Below are 18074 nucleotides of genomic sequence, written 5' to 3'. Positions count from 1 at the left end.
GCTCACAACCGATCGAGGTCAAGGAAGGCACCTCGAACGGCATCATTCGCGACAACGTCATCGATGGCGCCAACATGCCGCGAGCCAATGAATGGGTCAAGGTCAAGGGCAACGACTGGCAGATCTACAACAACCAGGGCAAGAACAGCACGCTGCACGGCTTCGCGGTCAACGGAAGCGTCACCGGCTGGGGACTGCGCAACTCGTTCTTCGGCAACACCGTCGCGGTCCAAGCGGCCGGCTATGGTTTCTACATCCACGAAAAGGGCAGCAATGGTTCCAGCGGTACCAAGGTCTACTGCTCGAACAGGGTCACCCTGGCAGGGTCCGGGTTCTCGAACCAGGCGTGTATTTCGTAGCCACACGCTGTGATCTCAGGTCGAGGGCAGTCCTCCAGCTGCGCTCGACCAGCGGAAAGGCGGCGGTCGCCGAATAGGTGGCCGCGAAGGCGGATCTGGCCAGATCCGCCTTCTTGGCGCGCCACGGCGCATCCGTCATCGCCTGCCGCAGCGCCGATTCGAGCGAGTCGACATCGCCGGGTTCCACGATCACCCCCACACCGTTCGCGAGCACTTCGGGAATCCCTCCGACCCGGGTCGCCACGACGCAGTTGCCACGGGCCATGGCTTCGAGAATGAACATGGGCATCGCCTCGTCACGCGAGGGCAACACCGCTATCGCCGACCGTTCGAGCAGCACCATGAGGGCCCGGTGGCTGAGCGGTCCGACGAACTCGGCCCGGGTGAGCGGCGCCACGGGCTGATCGGTAATCGGACCGGCGATGATGAGTCGCCAGAGCGGATGCTCGGGCGCAACCCGCTGCCACGCCGCCAGGAGCACGTCCACGCCCTTGCGTTTACTGACCGCGCCGCCGAACACCACGAGCGGTTCGATCGTCCGAACGACGCCGTCGGCGACCGCGTTCGGTACGAGCACGGTTCGTTCCCCCGGCACAAATTCGGCGGCCACGGCGCGCGACTCGGCCGACAGGGTCAGCACCACATCGGCCGCGCGCAAAATACGCCCGACCAGGCCGGGTCGTTTCTTGGCAAAGTCGGCGAAGGAACTGCCATGCAGCTGGGCCACCGTGGCGAACCCGCGTGCGCGGGCGAGAGCAAGCAAGGCTCCTTCGCGTGCAAAGGAGCCACCCTGCGAGAGGTGCGCGATTACGACGGTACGCTCGGGTTCCGCTAACCGCAGCAGCTTCCAGAAAGCGGATCCCGCCACTATGGCCGCCCGTACCCCACCACTGCCATCTCGCGAGGAGACCAGACGCACGTCGAAGTCGGCGAAGGAATGAGCGAGGTAACCGTTGACGACCTGACTCATACCGCCGGCAACCTCGCCGCTGCGCCCGATGTGCACGGCGAGCAGCCGTTCCGTCTTCATGGAAGGCACGGGCAGAATTGGGACCGAAGCGGGGGCGGGGGCAGAGAGCAAGGCTGAGACTGGGGGCGGCACGATGTTGCTCGGTTCGGTCTCGATCGGTTCGGATTCAACCCGTGCGACATCGATCGGCCCGGTGTCGCCCGCTGCGGCGAGGCTCACCGCACGCTCTCGTGGGTGAGCACCTGATCGAGCAGGCGACGAACGGTTTGTAATTCGTCCTGGGCCTCGGCCAGCCCGGCCAGGATAGCCGCGCGTCGACCGACCAGGTTCTGCAACCGCGCCGTGATCTCGTCGGCACGCAAGCCCGAGCTGGCGATGCTCACGTCGTGCAGTCCGGCGGCGGCGAAGTGCCGGGCAATCTTGTCGGATTTAGTGTCCACCAGGAGCGCGGCGGGAACCGCCCCCTCGGTGAGGGCGCCCACGAGCACGTGCAGGCGATCACTCACGGCGAGCGCCGCCCGCTGGTACAGTGCGCGCAGACGCTGCTCTTGCTCGTCGTGGGCGGTGCCGTTCCAGCGCAACGCCTGACCCCCGAGGTCGGTGGCGAGCTGGCCGCACTTATTGTCATCGCGCAATACCTGGGTGACGCACCAGATTTCGAGTCCGTTGTCGGCCGCGACGGCGCGCACCCCGGCGAGCCATGCGGCGCTCGGGTAGCCGAGGTCGGAGCGCATCGATACGACGAGTATGTCGCGGCGCGCGCTACCGCTCAAGTCGGTACCACCCGCATCGGCATCGCTCACAGTGGCACGGCTGCTGACTCCGGCAAAGGCCAGGTCGGGCATGATCCCGCCCTGCCCGAGATACCCCGCCGTCGCAGCATCCCGCCACATCGACATGTTCGATAGCGCGATCGAGGGGCCCATGAGGGCACGCGGCAGCGGCGCAAAGTTGCGGCTGCCCACGCCGATCCGGGCGACGCGGCCGTGCCGTGCGCGCACGAGGGCAAGCACTGGCAGCATGGCGAGATGCTCTTTCATGCCGATCAGGGTGAGCTGAATCTCTCCGGGTTTGAACACGTACGAGGCCCGGCCGCGCGCCGCACTTCGCAGCGCCGCCGTGTACCAGCGGCGAAAGGAGCGGTATCGCACGTCGTCGGGTCTCAGCCCCAGGCCCTCGGCGTAGCCGTCGGGTGCCTCGCCGACATACACGTGCAGCGGGCCGCTTGTGCGCAACCAGTCGAGCAACTGGCGACGCAGCAGAATGTCACCGATGTTGTCGTATTGGCCACGTGCGGGCACGAAGATTTCGCGCGGTCTCCGGTGGTGTCGCGTGCGTTCGCTCATTGGTCGCTGGACTGCGGTATGCGCTCCGCAGTGGTGGTGGTAGTGGTAGTGGCGATGGCACGGCTGGCCGCGAAACGGATGACGTCAGCCGTCAGGTCGGGCGCGTCAACGGCACGGGCCACCCCAAGGCGCTGGGCGAGCTCGGCGATTTGCATCTGGTGGTCGTCGACGTGTTCGTTGCGGTGCTTACGGCGGGTCACGATCACCGGAAAGATACCCATTTCGAGCAGCCCCATGAAGGTGCCAACGCCGGCGTGGGTGATGACGACGTCGGCGGTCAGCGCGGAGTGTATGAACTGCGTGGTCGGCATGATCTGACACACCTCACCGGGAAGATCGGTGCGGTTGGTGGTGAAACCGAGCTGCCAGACGGTGCGCTCATCGGCCAAGCCGCTCGCGAGCACGGCATCGACGAGGGAATCGAATCGGTAGCCCTCGATGGTGCCGAGGGTGACGAAGAGGCGGGGATGATCCGGCGCGCGCCGGGTCAACGATTGGTAGGTGGAGAGCACGCTGGGGTGTGTGCGCCAGCGCTTGGTAGCCCAGGCTGGATGCTGGGTGCGCAGGCTGACGAGGTGGCTGGCAGCGAGTATCCGCCCGCTGAGCGATGGACCCTCGACCCGGGAGACACTCTCGATGTACAGGCTCGGCACGCCGCAGAGCGCGGCCTGCGGGAGCGCGGCGACGGCGAGGCCAGCCCCGGTGCTCACGGCGCCGTCAAATTTTTCATGCTGCAGCACCCGGCGCAGGATGCCGGCCGCCCGCATCATGCCGAGGTAGTCGCGGGGGCGCACATATGGTACGTGGATGCGGCGACGGCCAGCGAGCAAGGACCGGCTCTGCGCGGAATCAAAGGTGATCCAGAGCGAGCTCGGCGTGGCTCCGAGGCCCGGTGCCAGCCGCACCAACTGGGCCAGATGCCCGCCGGTGGAGGCGACGAGCAAAAGCTTCCGTCTCGGGGTAGTCGACGGATCGATCGGGTGTGACGCATGCGTGGACACTCAGGCTCCCTTCGGGTACCGATGAACTGTTTCCAACGCGCGTCCTCGAACGTGCGTCACGGAGCGCGATGGGTGGGCTACCAGGTGACGCGCTGTTGGGCTGAGGTATCTATCCGGGCAGACTCGCCGTTTTGCGGGACGGAACGACTCGCGTCGGTCGTGTCCGCGTCGGTCGTATTCGCGTCGGACGTATTCGCGTCGGTCGTGTCCGCGTCGGTCGTATTCGTGTCGGTCGTGTTCGCGTCGGACGTGTTCGCGTCGGACGTGCCAGCAGCGTCGGTCGTATTCGCGTTGGTCGTGCGGGTGGCACGGGGTGTCGATCGGGTGGTAGCCGCGAAGCCGTTGTCACGCACGAGCGCGTCGGGACCACGTGCAGGAACCATGGCCAGCACGACGCCGAGCGGCGTGGTACCCACCGCTTCGAGGGCAGCGAAGGCGGCGATCAGTTCGGGTTCGCGCACGCGGCTCGCGCCGACGACCAGAATGGTGCCGCCGGCCCAGCGGCTCAGCACGGCCGCATCGGTCACCGCGAGCACCGACGGAGCGTCGATGAGTACGTAGTCGTAGCTGCTGCTGAGCACGTCGAGCACCGTGCCCATGGCAACCGATCCGAGTAATTCGCTTGGATTGGTGGGGATCCTGCCCGACGTCAAGACGGTAAGCGGATGCAGCGTGCCCCACAATTGCAGGGATTCCTTGAGCTGCACATCGCCAACCAGCACGTCGGTCAGACCACGATCGGCGTCGAGGCCGAGGTAGTGGGCGAGCCGGGGAGTTCGCAGATCGGCGTCGATCACGGCGACAGTTGCGCCGCTCTCGGCCAGCACGATGGCAAGATTCACAAGCGTCGTGGTTTTACCCTCCCCCGAGACCGAGGATGTCACCAGAAGGCTGCGGCGACTAGTGTCGGCGTCGGCGTCGGCGAACTCCAGGTTGGTGCGCAGCACCCGGAACGCCTCAGCGCGGGCGGTAGACGCACCGTCGGGTGTGATGATCGGGGTGGCGCGCGCTTCGCGCGGGATACCGCCGAGCACCGGAACGACCGTGAGTCGTTCGATGTCGTCGCGGTTGTAGATGCGGCGGTCGAGCAGCCCCAGGATGAGGGCGGTGACAAAGCCCAGCAGCAGTCCGGTCACCAGGCCGACGGCGAGGTTGAGGTAGAGCAGGGGCAGCGCGGGGTTGTCGGGGGCGACAGCGGGGTCGAGAACGCCGACCGTGACCGGACTCGCACCCCCGGCAGCGGGCGTTTCCAGCTGGTTGATGACGACGTCGGTGAAACTCTCCGAAACGGACTGCGCGAGCTGCTGCGCGGCGTCCGCCGTTGGGGCGAAGCCGGCGATTTCGATGACGGCCGAGCCCGGCTGGGTCGTGGCCGTGACCCGCTCGGCGAGGTCGACCGCGCTCTCATTGAGGCCCAGGCTCGCGATCACCGGATCGAGCACACGGGGGCTCGTGGCGACTTCGAGGTAATACGGCAGCCTCTGCACCACGAAGTTGTTGCCCTGCACGAGGTCACCGGGAGTGGACAGGAGTTGGATCTTCGCGGCCACAAACACTCGGGTGGACGATTCGTATTGCACCGGGGTCAGCATCGCCGCGGCTGCTCCACCGACCACGCCAAGCAGGGTGAAGGCGACGATAAGAATCCACCGTTTTCGCAAAATTCGAACCAGTCGTTTCAGTTCCATATGCACTTCTCCCCGCGTTATCGACGCGTCGTGCTTCGGGTGCACGGCGACAAGTCCCCATGTTGGCATAAAAAACCTCACTTTTGGACAGTCCGCAATGGGGATTTATTTGGTTTGTGTTGAGGAGTTGACCAAATTGTCCAGCAGGAACTGCCGGATACTTGCTCTCGTGGCCTCGTCGAGAAGCTCCAAGGCGTGTCGTTTACCGGGTTTCACATCGAGAATGACAGGCACGTGGACCGCTTGGAGCGCGCGCGCCATGGCCTGGCCCTGCTGGAGAGGAACGAGTTCTTTTTTTGAGATGGCCACGTAAAACGGCGGATCGGTCTTGTCGACAGAGTATAGTGCCGACGCGTCGCGGGCGTTCGGGCAATCGGTGAAGTCAGAGCAGCCGAGATATTGCAGAATCGAGGCGACCGCCTTTTTCGATGGGTCACCGAGCACGAGGCCAGCTTTGGTGAGGTCGACCGCCGGCGACAGTGCCACCACCGCCGCGACCCGGTCACCGCGAGTCAGGCTCCCGGTGCCCCTGGTTCCGATCGAGGAGGCGATGATTGCTCCGGCCGAGCTGCCGACCAGTCCAATGCGTTCGGGGTCGATGCCGAACTCGGCGACTTGATCCGGCTCGCGCAACCATTCGAGCGCATGGGTGACATCGTCCACCTGCGCTGGATACGGGAATTTCGGAGCCAGCCGGTAGTCCACCGAAAAGGCCGCGATGCCGCCGTCGGCCAGCTCCGAGCACAGGGCGCTCATACCGCCGACATCCTTCGTTCCGCTGTCGAACCCCCCGCCGTGAATGAGGATCACCGCTGCGCTGGGCGCCTTCTTATCCTTGGGCAGGCAGGCGTTCAACAGAAGCTTCTCGCCACTAACGGTGCCGTACTGCAGGTCATTCTGCAGCACGACCGTGTCGCCGCGCGCATTCGCGGCGGGCTTGGTGGACGAGACGGAGCAGCCGCTCAGCACCACACCCACAGCGAGCAAGCCGACACCTGCTGCGAGCAGCACAGCCGACAGAGGCCGGGTTTTCTTCACAACAGATCTCCATTCAAGTGAGCCCGACGCTGGACCGATTTGGTCTGGCGCGTGCGGAACGGGCTGACCCAGAGGAACGAGAACCGGCGCAGGATCCTGGCGAGATAGAGCGAGGCGACGAGCACGATTGCAGCGAGCAGGAATGGCAGGACGTTGCCGGAGCGTTGGAGCCACGGCGCATCGGCGAACGGGGCGAGCAGCGCGAGGGCGCCCGCCACGAGAAACAGGTGCAGCAGGTAGATCTGAAAGCTGTATTGACCGAGCGTGTTCATGAAGTTCAGCCACTTCACGCGCACCAAAAGGGTGGCCAGGGCGACGCCCATTGCGACGGCGACGGCGCTTTCGAGCAGGATCAGCCCGGGCATGCGCGAGAGGTGCAGTGGCACGAGAAGCACGGCGAGTCCGATATACGCGGTGACGAGCACGACGGCGTGCCATACGCGCACCCGGGCGGCCAGGCGGTAGACCGTGTGCGAACAGTAGATGGCGGAGATGAAGAAGATGAAGTTGGCGGCGACACGGTCCCAGCCGACGTTATCGAGGTCGAGCACTCCCGGCGTTGTCGATACGATCGCCAAGGCAGTGGCGAGGCCGATTTGCACTGTGACCGGCAGCCTACGAAGCAGCCAGGCGAGCAGGGTAAAAATCGCCAGAGCCCAGATGAACCAGTAACTACTGGTGGGCCACACCGGCAGCAGCACAATGTTGTACAGATCGGTCGGGGATCGTTCGGTGCCGCGAAGGTGCGGCACCACGACATAGAACACGACGCGGATGAACGACCACAGCAGGTACAGATACACGAGCACGAGCAGGCGGCGACGCCAGAGATCTTTTAGGTTCCAGGTGAGCATGCGCGCTGCCGTGAGCCCGGCAACGAAGAAGAACACCGGCATCGGAAAGAAGCCAAGCACGAGGCGCAACCGCGGTGTGCTGCCGGCCAGCCCGAGGTCGTTGAGGAACAACGACGAGTGGTACAGCACGACAAGAATGATCGCCGCGCCCTTGGCGAAGTTGATCCATTCGCGGTTCTCGGGGGCCTGAATCGTTTTCACAAACGAAATGTACACGAGAAAAACTCAAGATGGAATCGTGCCCGCTTTTTTAGGTTTAGCGGAATCGAGTAGCTCAGTCCGCCCCGAGCTGCGGTGCTAGCGCCGGTCTGCGCCCTTCTCAGACGGTGACATAGCGGGGAATCAGGTCTTCGAGCAGGGCGGCAGTGTCGGGCCAACCCTCGACGGCGATGCACTCCACTCCGAGAACCTTGACCGGATAGTCGTTGCCGTTCTCGTCGAGGCGGTCGCCGACGAACAGCATGTCTTCAAGGCCAACACCGGTGAGGTCAGCCAGCCGTATCATGCCGTAGGCCTTGTCAATACCCTGCCGGGTGATGTCAACGGATGTCGACCCGCCGGAACGCACCTCGAGGTCGGGGAGCAGTGCCTGCACGGCCTCGCGCAGGGCATTCTTCTTCTCACCGGTCGGATCCCAGCCGACTTTGGCGGCAACCGGCGCAGCCTGGCCGAGGGCGGAGAAGGTGATCTGCGAACCGCGGTCTTCGAGGATGGGGCCCCAGGTCTCGCTTTCCCAGTAACCCAGGCGGCGGGCGGTCTGCTCGACGGCGCCGAGGGCCCGGGCCTTCTGGTCGTCGCTGAGGTTCTCGGCGTACACCTGGGTCCAGCCCTGGTCGTCGCTGCGATAGTACTGGGTGCCACAGGTCGGCATGAGGTGCAGGCGGGCGAGATTGTCGGTACTGATCTCGGGCAGGTTGTCGATGATCTGCGACTGGAATTGCCCGAACTGGCCACCGGAGATAACGCAGACCTCGGTGACGCCGAGCAGCTTCACGAGCAGGTCGATCATGGTCGGGTCGAGCGCAGACTTGGACGGCGCGAGCGTATCGTCGAGGTCGAAGGCCACTAGGCGGGGAAGAATAGACACCAGACCACTCTATCGGCGCAGGTCGGGTGCGGGAGTATGCGCGCGGTCCGGTCGGCGGGGCGAGTTGTTAGCCTGAACGGGTGCGTACTGACTTTGATCCCCGGAATCTGCCCCGCCGTGACTTCTACCGCCTGCTGAACTCGCTCGTGGTGCCGCGGCCCATTGCGTGGGTGTCGAGCCGTTCAGCGACGGGTGTCGACAACTTGGCGCCGCATTCGTTCTTCACCGTGGCATCCGTCTCGCCAGCAATCGTGCAGTTCACCTCGGTGGGCGTCAAGGACACCCTGCGCAATATTCTCGCCACTGCGGACTTCGTGGTGAACTTCACGCCGGAATCACTGTTCGAGGAGGTCAACGCGACCGGCACTGACTTCGAGCCCCAGGAGAGCGAGTTCGACCGGGCCGGGCTCACGCGGGAGCCGAGCCTGACCGTGGGATCCATGCGGGTGGCCCAATCCCCCGCGGCAATCGAATGCCGCCTGCATTCCACGCTGGAGCTCGGCGATTGCACGCTCGTGTTCGGCGAGGTGACCCACATCGCCGTCGCATCTGACGTGCTCGACGATGGCGGGCATCCGCTCGTTGAGAAGCTGCGGCCCCTGTCGCGCCTGGGCCTCGACGAGTGGGGAACGATCGGCGAGGTCAAGGAGATCCAGCGCATTCGTGCGAGCGACTGGCCGCGCGAGTTTCGACCGCGCGAGCAGTGAATCGTCTAAACCGGGATCGATAAGCGGATGCGCCGGCTCGCCAGGGTCAGGCGGCCGGCGGGAACAGGGCCTCGGCCAGCAGCGGGCCGAGCTGGGTGCTGGCCTCGCGCACGAAGTGTTGCCCGTCGAAGAACACCGGAGTGTTGTCGACGAAGGCCGGGCAGTTATTGTCGACGCACAGCCATGGCACGACGTCGACGTATTGGGCGAAGTCGCCAAACTGCTCGATTGCGTCCTGCTCGCTCGCGACGACCTTCTGGTAGAGGTTTGACGGGCTATAGGTGCAGTCCGCGGGGGCGCTCGTGAGAGTCTTGCACTCGGCGAACGGGGTACTGGCCGGCGGCGGCGAGAGCACCGCGACGTGGTCTGTTGACCCCTGCAATGACGTGATCGTGTCGACCGTGGCGGTCTGCCACTCGGTCAGAGCGACGGCTCCTTCGTTGCCGCTGGCCAGGCGCACGATGGATCCAGCCAGGCTCGACATGATCACGAGGTCGGGCGATAGTCGGGCGACCTCGGAGTAGACCCAGGCGTGGTGGTCGTCGCACGCGGCGGCGGACGCGTCGGAGGCATTCTTGGGCGCGACCGAGATGTTGACGGCCGGGCAGGAGAACATGGTCAGCGACTGCACGTTATAACCGAGTGGTTCGAGTGCGGCGCGGATGGCCGGCATGTAGCTGATCGCCATGGAATCACCCAGCAGCACCGCGGTCTTGGCCGCTGTGGCATCGCCGTAGCGGCAGCCCGCCGCGTTCTTCTCACTGACCGAGAGGCAGTTGTCGTCGACCCATTCCGGGGCGCCGGAGTCGTCGCCGAGCGCGTCGAACGCCGGGGAGGTCTCGGGCCAGGCGGTGCTGGTCAGGGCAGCAGTGATGGCGGCCTGCCGGATAGTCAGCAGAGTCGCGGGTAAGGCGGGAGATTCCACGGCAGGCTCGGCGTCCGCGCCGAGCGGAGCCGGGTTCACGGCCGACCCGGACGCCGTACGGGCGTTCACGGCAACGAACGAGATCGGGACGATGGCGAGGGTGACGACCACGAGGGCGCCGATCCAGGCCCGAGCGGGGCTGATGCCCCAGGGGTGCTCCGCGGCGGGGCGCAGCATCCGTTCGCGCTGGCGAGTGTGGGAATTCTCGAGCCAGAGTGAACGCCGGATGGGATCTTCGACGAAGTGAAAGGAGAACACCGAGAGGGCGACCATCAGCACGAGGGCGAGCGGCAGGTAGATCGGCGAGTCGGTCGCGAAGACGGTGGCCAGCAGAATCGCCACCGGAAAGTGCCAGAGATAGAGCGAGTAGGAGATTTTACCGATGTAGCGACTGAGCGGGTTGGTCAGGGGGAACAGCAGGCGCTGCGTGGGCTGGCCGACGCCGGCTGCGATGACCAGAGCTGCTCCCAGGACCGGCAGCAGTGCCCACGGCGCGGGAAACGGCGAGTCGCGGCTGATCAGCACGAGACTGGCGGCGATGAGGGCGAGGCCGAGCCAGGCGAGCACGGGGCGCACGGCTTCGGGCAGCCTGGCGATGCCAGGTGCCGAGGCGGCGAGCAGGGCGCCGATGCCGAGTTCCCAGGCGCGGGCGCCGGTGGAGAAGTAGGCGATGGCAGGGCTGGTGGAGGTTTCAAAGAAGCCCCAGGCCAGGAATCCGAGGGTGATGACACCGGTGGTAACGGCGACCGTGGTGACGAGGGCCCGGGCGCTCAGGGAGCGGCGGCCGACAAGCGCGAAGATGACGATGAGCAGGAACGGCCAGACGAAGTAGAACTGTTCTTCGACTGCGAGCGACCAATAGTGCTGCAGCGGGGAAACGGCATTGGTGGCCTGCAGGTAGTCGGTGCCCACGAACGCGAAATGCCAGTTGGCGACGAAGAGTGCCGAATAGATGCCGTCCCAGAGGGTGCTCAGGGCGCGGGCGCTCGGCAGGAGCAGGAACCCGACCGCCACGGTGACGACGAGCACGAACAGGGAGACCGGCAGGATGCGACGGATGCGACGGCGGTAGAAGTCGACGAGGGAGATGCGGCCGGTACGGGCATGTTCCTTGAGCAGCAGGCTCGTGATGAGAAAGCCGGATATGACGAAGAAGATGTCGACGCCGATGAAGCCGCCGGAGGGCCAGCCCAGCAGGTGGTCAAAAATGACGACGACCACGGCGACGGCGCGCAGGCCCTCGATGTCACCGCGAAAGGTTCGAGTGGCGGACTTGCCGCCGGTGGCGTTGGCCGGGACTGGTCCGCGCCGACCGTGTTCCAACATGGACTGAACGGACATTCATAGCCTCCGACTCTATTTCGGAACTGGTACCTGGTCGCCCCGGCATTGGGACGCGCTCTGCGATTATGACGTAATTTCAACTCTTTCGGCAAACCCCGCACCGGCGAACCCGAGCGCCTGCGGTGCTCGTGCCCGGATTCGCCGCCGATGCTGCGAAGCGGCGACTTCGCGGTCGAGGCCGGTTTTCGCGGCCGGTCAGCGCCGGTGGCCCTGGCCGGTGTGCGGCTCTCAGGAACAGCCGGAGTTCACTGTTTAGGGTTGAAGACCGACCTGTACTGGAGGAACCCTATGAAGTGCCCAACCGACTCCGCCACTCTCGTCATGAGCGAACGTAGCGGCGTAGAAATCGATTACTGTCCAGAATGCCGCGGCGTCTGGCTCGACCGCGGTGAGCTCGACAAGATTATTGATCGTGCCGAAAAGGAATTTGCTGCTGCGGCGCCCGCTCAGGTTGCCAGCGCGGCACCCGTGGTTGTCGCTGTGCCCCAGCAACAGCAGTATCCGGATGCTCGCACCCGGGCTCCGCAGTATGGCGACCGCGACCGCGGATATGATCGTGACCGCGATCGTGACCATCGGGATGGTTATCGCCCGAAGAAGAAGGAAAGCTGGCTCGGAGACCTCTTCGGCTAAACCCCGAAGTATAGGAGTTAGTCGATGACTTGGAATGATGCTCGAGTCAGTGCGGAACCAACTTCGCCCGGTGGCTCGGCTTGTTTGTTGAGGGCAGCGTGACCGCAGCATTTGCGGTCGCGCTCGCCGGGGTATCCGTTCTCATCCTGCTGGCGCGGCTGGTGGTGCCCCAGCTTCCCCTGGCCGGGCGCTCGGTCAGGCTGTCGGGGGTGGACGCTGTTCTGCTCTTCGGCGGCGTTGTCGGTCTGGCATTCCATTGCTTCGCCATGTTTTATCGATCCCTGTTCGACGGGATCGGGCCGCTGGGCCCCCTGGTGGACATGGTCAACGCGATGAATGCTGCGAGCATCATCCTGTTCGTTGTCCCGGCGTTGCTGGTGCTGATCGGCTTGCGCCGACACTATCGGGTGGCGCTTGCGGTGCTGGCGCTGACCCTGCTCGTCGTCGGCGTCACCATGTATGGGGGGAGTCCGCTGAACGTGCATCTTGGTGCCATCTTTGTCGCTGTCGTCGCTCTCGCGGGCCATGTTGCGCTCTTCGTCATACCGCCGTGGCAACGGGCCGCGCAACCGTAGCGGGCGTGAGCACGCCGGGCTGCCGAGTCATATCAGGTGGACGGCTCCGAGGGAGAGAGCTGCGATCAGTGCCCAGGACAGCAGCCCGACAGCTAGCGGCCGGCCCCCCGTGCGGAGCAACGTACCGAGGTTGACGGCCGTTCCGAGAGCAAAGAGTGCCATCGCGAGCAACCCGGTCTGAACAACGTCGGCGGCATTGAGCACCTGCTCGGGCAGCGGGATCAGCGTGCGCACGAGCATCGCCACGATGAAACCAGCGACGAAAAGCGGAAGGATGGGTGGGCGCTTCGCCACGCCGCGCGCGTTCACGCTAGCAGCAGGGGCGTTATCCGCAAGGAGAGTGGAGCGCCCTGCCTGGTGGTGACGCTCGACCATGGAGGCGACGGCGATGACCGGGGCGAGCATGAGTACCCGGGTGAGCTTGACGACGAGTGCCACGGCGAGCGCGGCTGAGCCGGCAATTTGAGCGGTCGCAACGACCTGACCGACATCGTGTACGCCGGCGCCGACCCAGTGGCCGAATTGCAGTGCGCTCAACCCGAGCGGATGCCACAAAAACGGCAACACGGCGATCGCAAGGGTTCCGCACAGGGTCACGAGGGCGATCGGGGTAGCCGTCTCCTCGTCTTTGGCCTGGACGACGCCGCTCATGGCACCGATCGCGGAGGCACCGCAGATACTGAATCCCGTCGCGATGAGCAGGGGTTGGTGGCCGGGTAAGCCGAACCAACGGCCAAGTCCCAGGGTGCCGGCGAAGGTGGTGAGCACGATAGCGACGGTCGTCGCGACGGTTGCCCAGCCAAGCGCGGCAATGTCGACGAGGCTCAGTTTGAGGCCGAGCAGCACGATTCCCAGCTGCATGAGCGGCTTGGCGGCGACGGACAGGCCGGGCGCGAGGGCTCCGGCGAGCGCCGGACGTGCTGCCGGGATCTGGCCGGCGACGATTCCGAGTACGACAGCCACGGTCAGCAGTGGGATGGCGGGCACTGCTGCGTGCACACCCCAGGCGGCGAGGGCGGCGAGGGCCGCCACGAGTACTCCTCGAAGCCACATTTATACGAGTCTAGGCGGGCGTGCCGGTGTGCCCCGCCCAGGCGCGGGTGCACCCAGGCGAAGTCGACCGGGCGCGGGATGACCCAGGTGAAGTCGACCACGCGTGGGTGCACCCAGGCGAAGTCGCCCGTCCAGCGAATATGCGCCTGGCCGTAGCCATGGAGGGTTAGGGGCGACCCAGGCCCCGGTAGGTCCAGCCGGCGGCGCGCCAGACGGCGGGGTCGAGGGCATTGCGGCCATCGATGACCGTCTTCGTCGCCACGAGCGAGCCGGCCCAAACCGGGTCGAGGTGCCGAAACTCGGGCCACTCGGTGACGAGCACGACGGCATCCGCTCCCCGCAGGGTGTCTTCGAGCGATTTTGAGTACACGAGCTGCGGGTGGCGCGCCCGTGAGTTATCGATGGCCTGCGGGTCGGTGGCCATGACTTCGGCACCGAGGCCACGCAGCTGCACGGCCACGTCGAGCGCCGGCGAGTCGCGCACATCGTCGGAGTGCGGTTTGAAGCTCAGGCCGAGCACAGCGACCTTGGCGTTGTAGACGGAGTCACCGAGCGCGTCAACGGTCAGGTCCACGACGCGTTGGCGCCGACGCAGGTTGATCTTGTCGATCTCTTTGAGGAAGGCCACGGACTCGCCGCGCCCCAACTCTTCGGCGCGGGCGGTGAAGGCTCGAATGTCCTTGGGCAGGCAGCCACCGCCGAAGCCGACACCGGCACCGAGGAAGCGCCGGCCGATGCGGCCGTCGTAGCCGATGGCATCCGCCAGCTGGGTGACATCGGCACCGGTGACCTCGGCGATCTCCGCCATCGCATTGATGAAGCTGATCTTGGTGGCCAAGAACGCGTTCGCGGCGACCTTGACCAGCTCCGCCGTGGCGTAGTCGGTGATGACGAGAGGGGTGTCGGCGGCCAGGGCCGTGGCGTAGATCTCGTTGAGCAGCGCTGTGGCATGTTCCCCGGCCGCTCCGGCAGGCACCCCGTAGACGAGGCGGTCGGGGCGGATGGTGTCTTGCACGGCGAATCCCTCGCGCAGAAACTCCGGGTTCCAGGCCAGTGAGGCGCTGCTGCCGGCGGCGATGAGGTCGGCCAGTCGGGCGGCGGTTCCCACCGGCACCGTGCTCTTACCCACGACGAGGTCGCCGTCGGCTAGATGCGGGATGAGCGATTTCACGGAGGCATCGACGTAACGCAGGTCGGCACTGTAGCTGCCGGGCTTCTGCGGCGTGCCGACGGCGATGAAGTGCACCTGCGAGCCCGCGGCATCCGCGATATCGGTGCTGAACCGCAGACGACCGCTGTTCATGGCCGACGTGAGAACCTCGGGCAGTCCGGGTTCGAAGAAGGGGGGCTTGCCAACGGAAAGTTGGGCGATTTTGGCGGCGTCGACGTCGATGCCGACGACGTCGTGCCCCAGTTCGGCCATGGCCGACGCGTGTACGGCACCCAAGTAGCCGCATCCAATGACAGATATTCTCATGTATTCCTCTCGGTCAACCCAGAGCCTACTGGGCGTGGCATTGCTGCTCAATTCGAGCGTTTTACCCGGCAGATGCCCGATCCGCGTTGTCGGCGGGCCCGAGGCTGCGCCATGGCCGCGCCCACTCCGGGCGGGCGCGCCAGCCGTAGTAGGCGCGCACTCCGGAGGTGGGCGCCGTGACGAGCCCGTTTGCGACTATGCGGATCGGGCCAGCAGGTAGGCGTTCAAGGCCTCGGTCAGGGCTTGATCGGCGGGGAACGGCTCGTCGTCGAGAGCGACCACCGACACAGCCAGCCGCACGCTGGAGACGAGCCACGCGGCATCCGCTCGGCGAAGCTCCTCGACGGTGACATCACGGTATTCGACCCGTTCGCCCTGGTTACCCAGGTAGTCGAACACGCTCTGCTGGGTGGTTCCGTGCAGAATCGCTCCACTCGGCGCGGGCGTGATGTAGGTGCCGTTGCTGCGCAACACGACGCTTGATGTCGGGCCCTCCATGACGAAGCCGTCGGTGGTGAGAAAGATGGTGTCATCGGCGCCGCGGCGGTGAGCCTCGCGAATGGCCGCCATATTCACGGCATAACTGAGAGTCTTGGCGCCCATGAGCAGCCAGGGCGCGCGCTCAGCGACTCCGCGTGGGTAACCGCGGTCGAGGGTGATCACGCGCACGCCCTGCGTACGTACCGTGCTGAAGTCGGCGGCGGCTGTGGCGTGCAGCCAGGCGGTCGGCGCCGGACCGCTCTCGACGCCGCGGCTGAGCACGAACTTGAGGGCGATCTCGCCACGCTGCGGAACACGGGTGACGGCGTAGGCGATCGCTGCGCGCCACTGCTCTTCGTTCGGCATCGGCAAATCACAGATACGCGCGGAATTGCGCAGCCGGCTGATGTGCGGCTCGACCTCCTGCGGGTGGCCATTGACGACGGCGAGGGTCTCGAAAATCCCGTCGCCGCGCTGGGTGCTCAGTTCGCCGACGCGTAGGGCCGGGGAACTGGAATCCATTTCGTGAAACGTTTCATCAAAGTTCGGCTGCACCGAGTCGGCTGGCATGGGGTCGATCAGCAGGGTGAAGGGCAATCTCATGCCCTTCAGCCTACTTCGCGCGGGCATCCGCTCACTGCGGCGAGCGGATGCCTCCACCCCGACCGAATCACCCACCGGCCGGGAGGCACGTCAGTCGGCGCAAAAGCGCGTGCGGCCAGCGGGCTAGCTTTGGAAGGCGATGATCGGATTGCTCGTGGGCTGGTCGGACCCACCCTGGGGTTCGACCGTGACGCCGACCTGATCGCCGGCGTGCATCGTGCCATCGAGCACGCGCCAGGCAGTGCCGTCGCCGCTCGAGTCGAAAATGCCGGCCGAAACCGCGCCCTCGCCGTTGATGTACCAGAGCTGGTAATCCTGATTGCCGGACAGCACGGGCAGGTTGTCGACCAGCAGCGCCGAGATTCCCAGCGTGTTGGACCAGACCAGGGTGGCTTCCTGGCCGTCGGCCGTGGTGGTCGCCGCCCGCTGGGAGTCGCCGGCCGAGTTGATCTGCGCCAGCCCGGAGGCTTGCTGCGACTCGAACTGGTTGTTGTTGAATGACTGCCCTAGAAAGGCGCCACCTACGAATAGAACAGCCGCAGCCGCGGCGGCCAGCATGAACTGGGCTGGACGCTGGAACCAGCGTGTCTGGGCACGGCCCGTGGCCCCCGACGCGCGCGTCTTCCCGGCCGACGGGACTCCGCTAGCCGCCCGGATGTCGCTGACCGGCCGGGTTGCTCCGGTGTCGGCAGGCGCGGTGGCCTCGGCGGACGGTGCTGCGCCCGCATCGCCGGGGATCGCGGCGGCCTCGGCGGATGGTGCTGCATCCGCATCGCCGGGGATCGCGGCGGCCTCGGCGGATGGTGCTGCATCCGCATCGCCGGGGATCGCGGCGGTGGGGGCCGGCGTCGCCCCTGAAACAGGAGCGGCAGCAGCCGATGCCTGAGGCGCAGGAGCAGCGGCACGCGATGCAGGCACCGGCGGAAGCTGTGGAGTCGACGCAAGCATCGACATGAGGTTGACCTTGAGCGCGGCGGAGGGCTGCACGGGCGCCACGGCGAGGCCGAGGGCCACGGCAGTATCGTTCAACTCGGCTGCCTCGATGCGAGCACCCTCAGATGTAGCGAGGTGCGCCTCGAAGGTGCGGCTGTCCTGCGCGTCGAGGGCGTGCAGGGCGTACGCGCCGGCCAAGTCGGCCGGGTGTTGCTCAGTTTGCCCAGTACGTTCGGTCATGCTGCCACACCCAATTCATCGCGCAGGCGGATCAGTCCGTCGCGGAGCCGCGTTTTCACGGTGCCCAAAGGAATGTGGAGCATGTCGGCGACCTCACTGTGACTGAACCCGCCGTAATACGCGAGGCTGACAGCCTGACGCTGCAGCTGTGTCAATCGAGTCATCGCCTTCTCCACCCTTTCATGTTCGATTCGTACTTCAACAGTTTCGGCAACGTGATCGTAGGCAACGGCCAGGTCACGGATTCCGATTTTGGTATCACGGTCGCGTCCGGCTTGCGACGACCGAATGCGGTCGACCGCGCGCCGGTGTGCCATGGTGAGAATCCAGGTGCTCGCACCACCACGCGTTGATTCGTATCTCGCCGCCGACTGCCAGATCTCCAGAAAAATCTCCTGCGTCACTTCCTCCGATTGTGCGTGGTCCACAAGCAGACGCTTGACGAGGCCGAGCACCCGCGGGGCGATCTGGTCATACAGTTCTCCGAAGGCCGATTGGTCGCCGTGGGCTACTCGAGTGAGCAGCTCCTCCTTGGTGGCAGGGGCTGCCGGTGCGAGGTCTCCGGCGGAATCAACAGTCATGAGACCAAGCATGTCAGGTCTTGTCCCGTTCCATGACTAGGGTTCGGTGCGAAGTGCCTTATGGATTGGTCGAGCCGAGAATAATCCGCGAAAAATGGCGATTGGACCGTTACGGTGATCGCGGTCGGTATTTCCAGAGCCGACGGGATAAGGAAGGCCGGGCCGCAGAGCACCTCTCGG

The 18074-nt window shown here is 65.6% G+C and carries 17 protein-coding genes and 1 pseudogene; 5 read left to right on the top strand and 13 right to left on the bottom strand.

Annotated features, from left to right (window positions below):
- Positions 1–359, top strand: a pseudogene (locus E3T50_RS16260) (hypothetical protein); the annotation flags it as partial.
- On the opposite strand, the gene E3T50_RS11125 reads toward E3T50_RS16260, so the two are convergent.
- From E3T50_RS11125 to E3T50_RS11095, 7 genes are all read right to left on the bottom strand, one after another.
- Positions 313–1548, bottom strand: coding sequence for a glycosyltransferase family 4 protein (locus E3T50_RS11125; protein ID WP_134551860.1), 1236 nt, complete (start codon positions 1546–1548; stop codon positions 313–315). The pseudogene E3T50_RS16260 and the gene E3T50_RS11125 sit on opposite strands and share 47 nt — an antisense overlap.
- Entirely contained in the window at positions 1545–2675 is a 1131-nt protein-coding gene (locus E3T50_RS11120; RefSeq protein ID WP_134551859.1) for a hypothetical protein, read from the bottom strand. The genes E3T50_RS11125 and E3T50_RS11120 overlap by 4 nt, the downstream gene beginning before the upstream one ends.
- Positions 2672–3676 (bottom strand): glycosyltransferase, encoded by a 1005-nt coding sequence (locus tag E3T50_RS11115; protein ID WP_198417981.1) that lies wholly within the window; start codon positions 3674–3676, stop codon positions 2672–2674. Before E3T50_RS11115 ends, E3T50_RS11120 begins: the two co-directional genes overlap by 4 nt.
- A 77-nt stretch (positions 3677–3753) precedes the next feature.
- Positions 3754–5364: a tyrosine-protein kinase domain-containing protein gene (locus E3T50_RS11110; protein ID WP_166784280.1), complete on the bottom strand. Its 1611-nt coding sequence runs from the start codon at positions 5362–5364 to the stop codon at positions 3754–3756.
- A 105-nt stretch (positions 5365–5469) separates the two neighbouring features.
- Positions 5470–6402, bottom strand: coding sequence for an alpha/beta hydrolase (locus E3T50_RS11105; RefSeq protein WP_166784279.1), 933 nt, complete (start codon positions 6400–6402; stop codon positions 5470–5472).
- Positions 6399–7457, bottom strand: coding sequence for an acyltransferase family protein (locus E3T50_RS11100; RefSeq protein WP_166784278.1), 1059 nt, complete (start codon positions 7455–7457; stop codon positions 6399–6401). Before E3T50_RS11100 ends, E3T50_RS11105 begins: the two co-directional genes overlap by 4 nt.
- Before the next feature lie 118 nt (positions 7458–7575).
- Complete coding sequence (locus E3T50_RS11095) at positions 7576–8343, bottom strand: HAD-IIB family hydrolase (RefSeq protein ID WP_198417980.1); 768 nt, start codon at positions 8341–8343, stop codon at positions 7576–7578.
- Positions 8344–8423: 80 nt separating this feature from the next.
- Between E3T50_RS11095 and E3T50_RS11090 the strand changes: the two genes are divergently transcribed.
- A complete protein-coding gene (locus tag E3T50_RS11090) occupies positions 8424–9050 on the top strand; it encodes a flavin reductase family protein (RefSeq protein WP_134551855.1) in 627 nt (208 codons plus the stop codon).
- A gap of 46 nt (positions 9051–9096) precedes the next feature.
- Here the strand turns inward: E3T50_RS11090 and E3T50_RS11085 are convergent, their stop codons facing one another.
- A complete protein-coding gene (locus tag E3T50_RS11085; RefSeq protein WP_134551854.1) occupies positions 9097–11316 on the bottom strand; it encodes an acyltransferase family protein in 2220 nt (739 codons plus the stop codon).
- A 291-nt stretch (positions 11317–11607) separates the two neighbouring features.
- On the opposite strand from E3T50_RS11085, the gene E3T50_RS11080 reads away from it, so the two are divergent.
- The gene (locus E3T50_RS11080) at positions 11608–11952 is read left to right on the top strand and encodes a TFIIB-type zinc ribbon-containing protein (protein WP_134551889.1); all 345 of its coding nucleotides are present in this window, start codon (positions 11608–11610) and stop codon (positions 11950–11952) included.
- Between the two features lie 98 nt (positions 11953–12050).
- Positions 12051–12527, top strand: coding sequence for a hypothetical protein (locus E3T50_RS11075; protein WP_134551853.1), 477 nt, complete (start codon positions 12051–12053; stop codon positions 12525–12527).
- Positions 12528–12554: 27 nt separating this feature from the next.
- Here the strand turns inward: E3T50_RS11075 and E3T50_RS11070 are convergent, their stop codons facing one another.
- The 3 genes from E3T50_RS11070 to E3T50_RS11060 all read right to left on the bottom strand — a co-directional run bounded on the left by E3T50_RS11070 (position 12555) and on the right by E3T50_RS11060 (position 16140).
- Positions 12555–13580, bottom strand: a complete 1026-nt coding sequence (locus tag E3T50_RS11070) for a YeiH family protein (protein WP_134551852.1) — start codon at positions 13578–13580, stop codon at positions 12555–12557.
- 166 nt (positions 13581–13746) lie between these two features.
- The gene (locus E3T50_RS11065) at positions 13747–15057 is read right to left on the bottom strand and encodes a UDP-glucose dehydrogenase family protein (protein WP_134551851.1); all 1311 of its coding nucleotides are present in this window, start codon (positions 15055–15057) and stop codon (positions 13747–13749) included.
- Positions 15058–15252: 195 nt separating this feature from the next.
- Positions 15253–16140: an aminodeoxychorismate lyase gene (locus E3T50_RS11060; RefSeq protein ID WP_134551850.1), complete on the bottom strand. Its 888-nt coding sequence runs from the start codon at positions 16138–16140 to the stop codon at positions 15253–15255.
- Here E3T50_RS11060 and E3T50_RS16750 point away from each other — a divergent pair.
- The gene (locus E3T50_RS16750) at positions 16139–16267 is read left to right on the top strand and encodes a hypothetical protein (protein WP_255454279.1); all 129 of its coding nucleotides are present in this window, start codon (positions 16139–16141) and stop codon (positions 16265–16267) included. The two genes, E3T50_RS11060 and E3T50_RS16750, sit on opposite strands and share 2 nt — an antisense overlap.
- On the opposite strand, the gene E3T50_RS11055 is transcribed toward E3T50_RS16750, so the two are convergent.
- Together E3T50_RS11055 and E3T50_RS11050 are read right to left on the bottom strand one after the other, a co-directional pair.
- Positions 16264–17313, bottom strand: coding sequence for an anti-sigma factor (locus E3T50_RS11055; protein WP_134551849.1), 1050 nt, complete (start codon positions 17311–17313; stop codon positions 16264–16266). The genes E3T50_RS16750 and E3T50_RS11055 overlap by 4 nt on opposite strands.
- Complete coding sequence (locus E3T50_RS11050; RefSeq protein ID WP_241978484.1) at positions 17310–17894, bottom strand: sigma-70 family RNA polymerase sigma factor; 585 nt, start codon at positions 17892–17894, stop codon at positions 17310–17312. The genes E3T50_RS11055 and E3T50_RS11050 overlap by 4 nt, the downstream gene beginning before the upstream one ends.
- Positions 17895–18074 lie beyond the last annotated feature (180 nt).

This window comes from Cryobacterium gelidum, assembly GCF_004403985.1.
Lineage (GTDB): Bacteria > Actinomycetota > Actinomycetes > Actinomycetales > Microbacteriaceae > Cryobacterium > Cryobacterium gelidum.
Note: the sequence above shows the minus strand (reverse complement) of the source record. Positions and strands in the feature narration are given on the sequence as shown.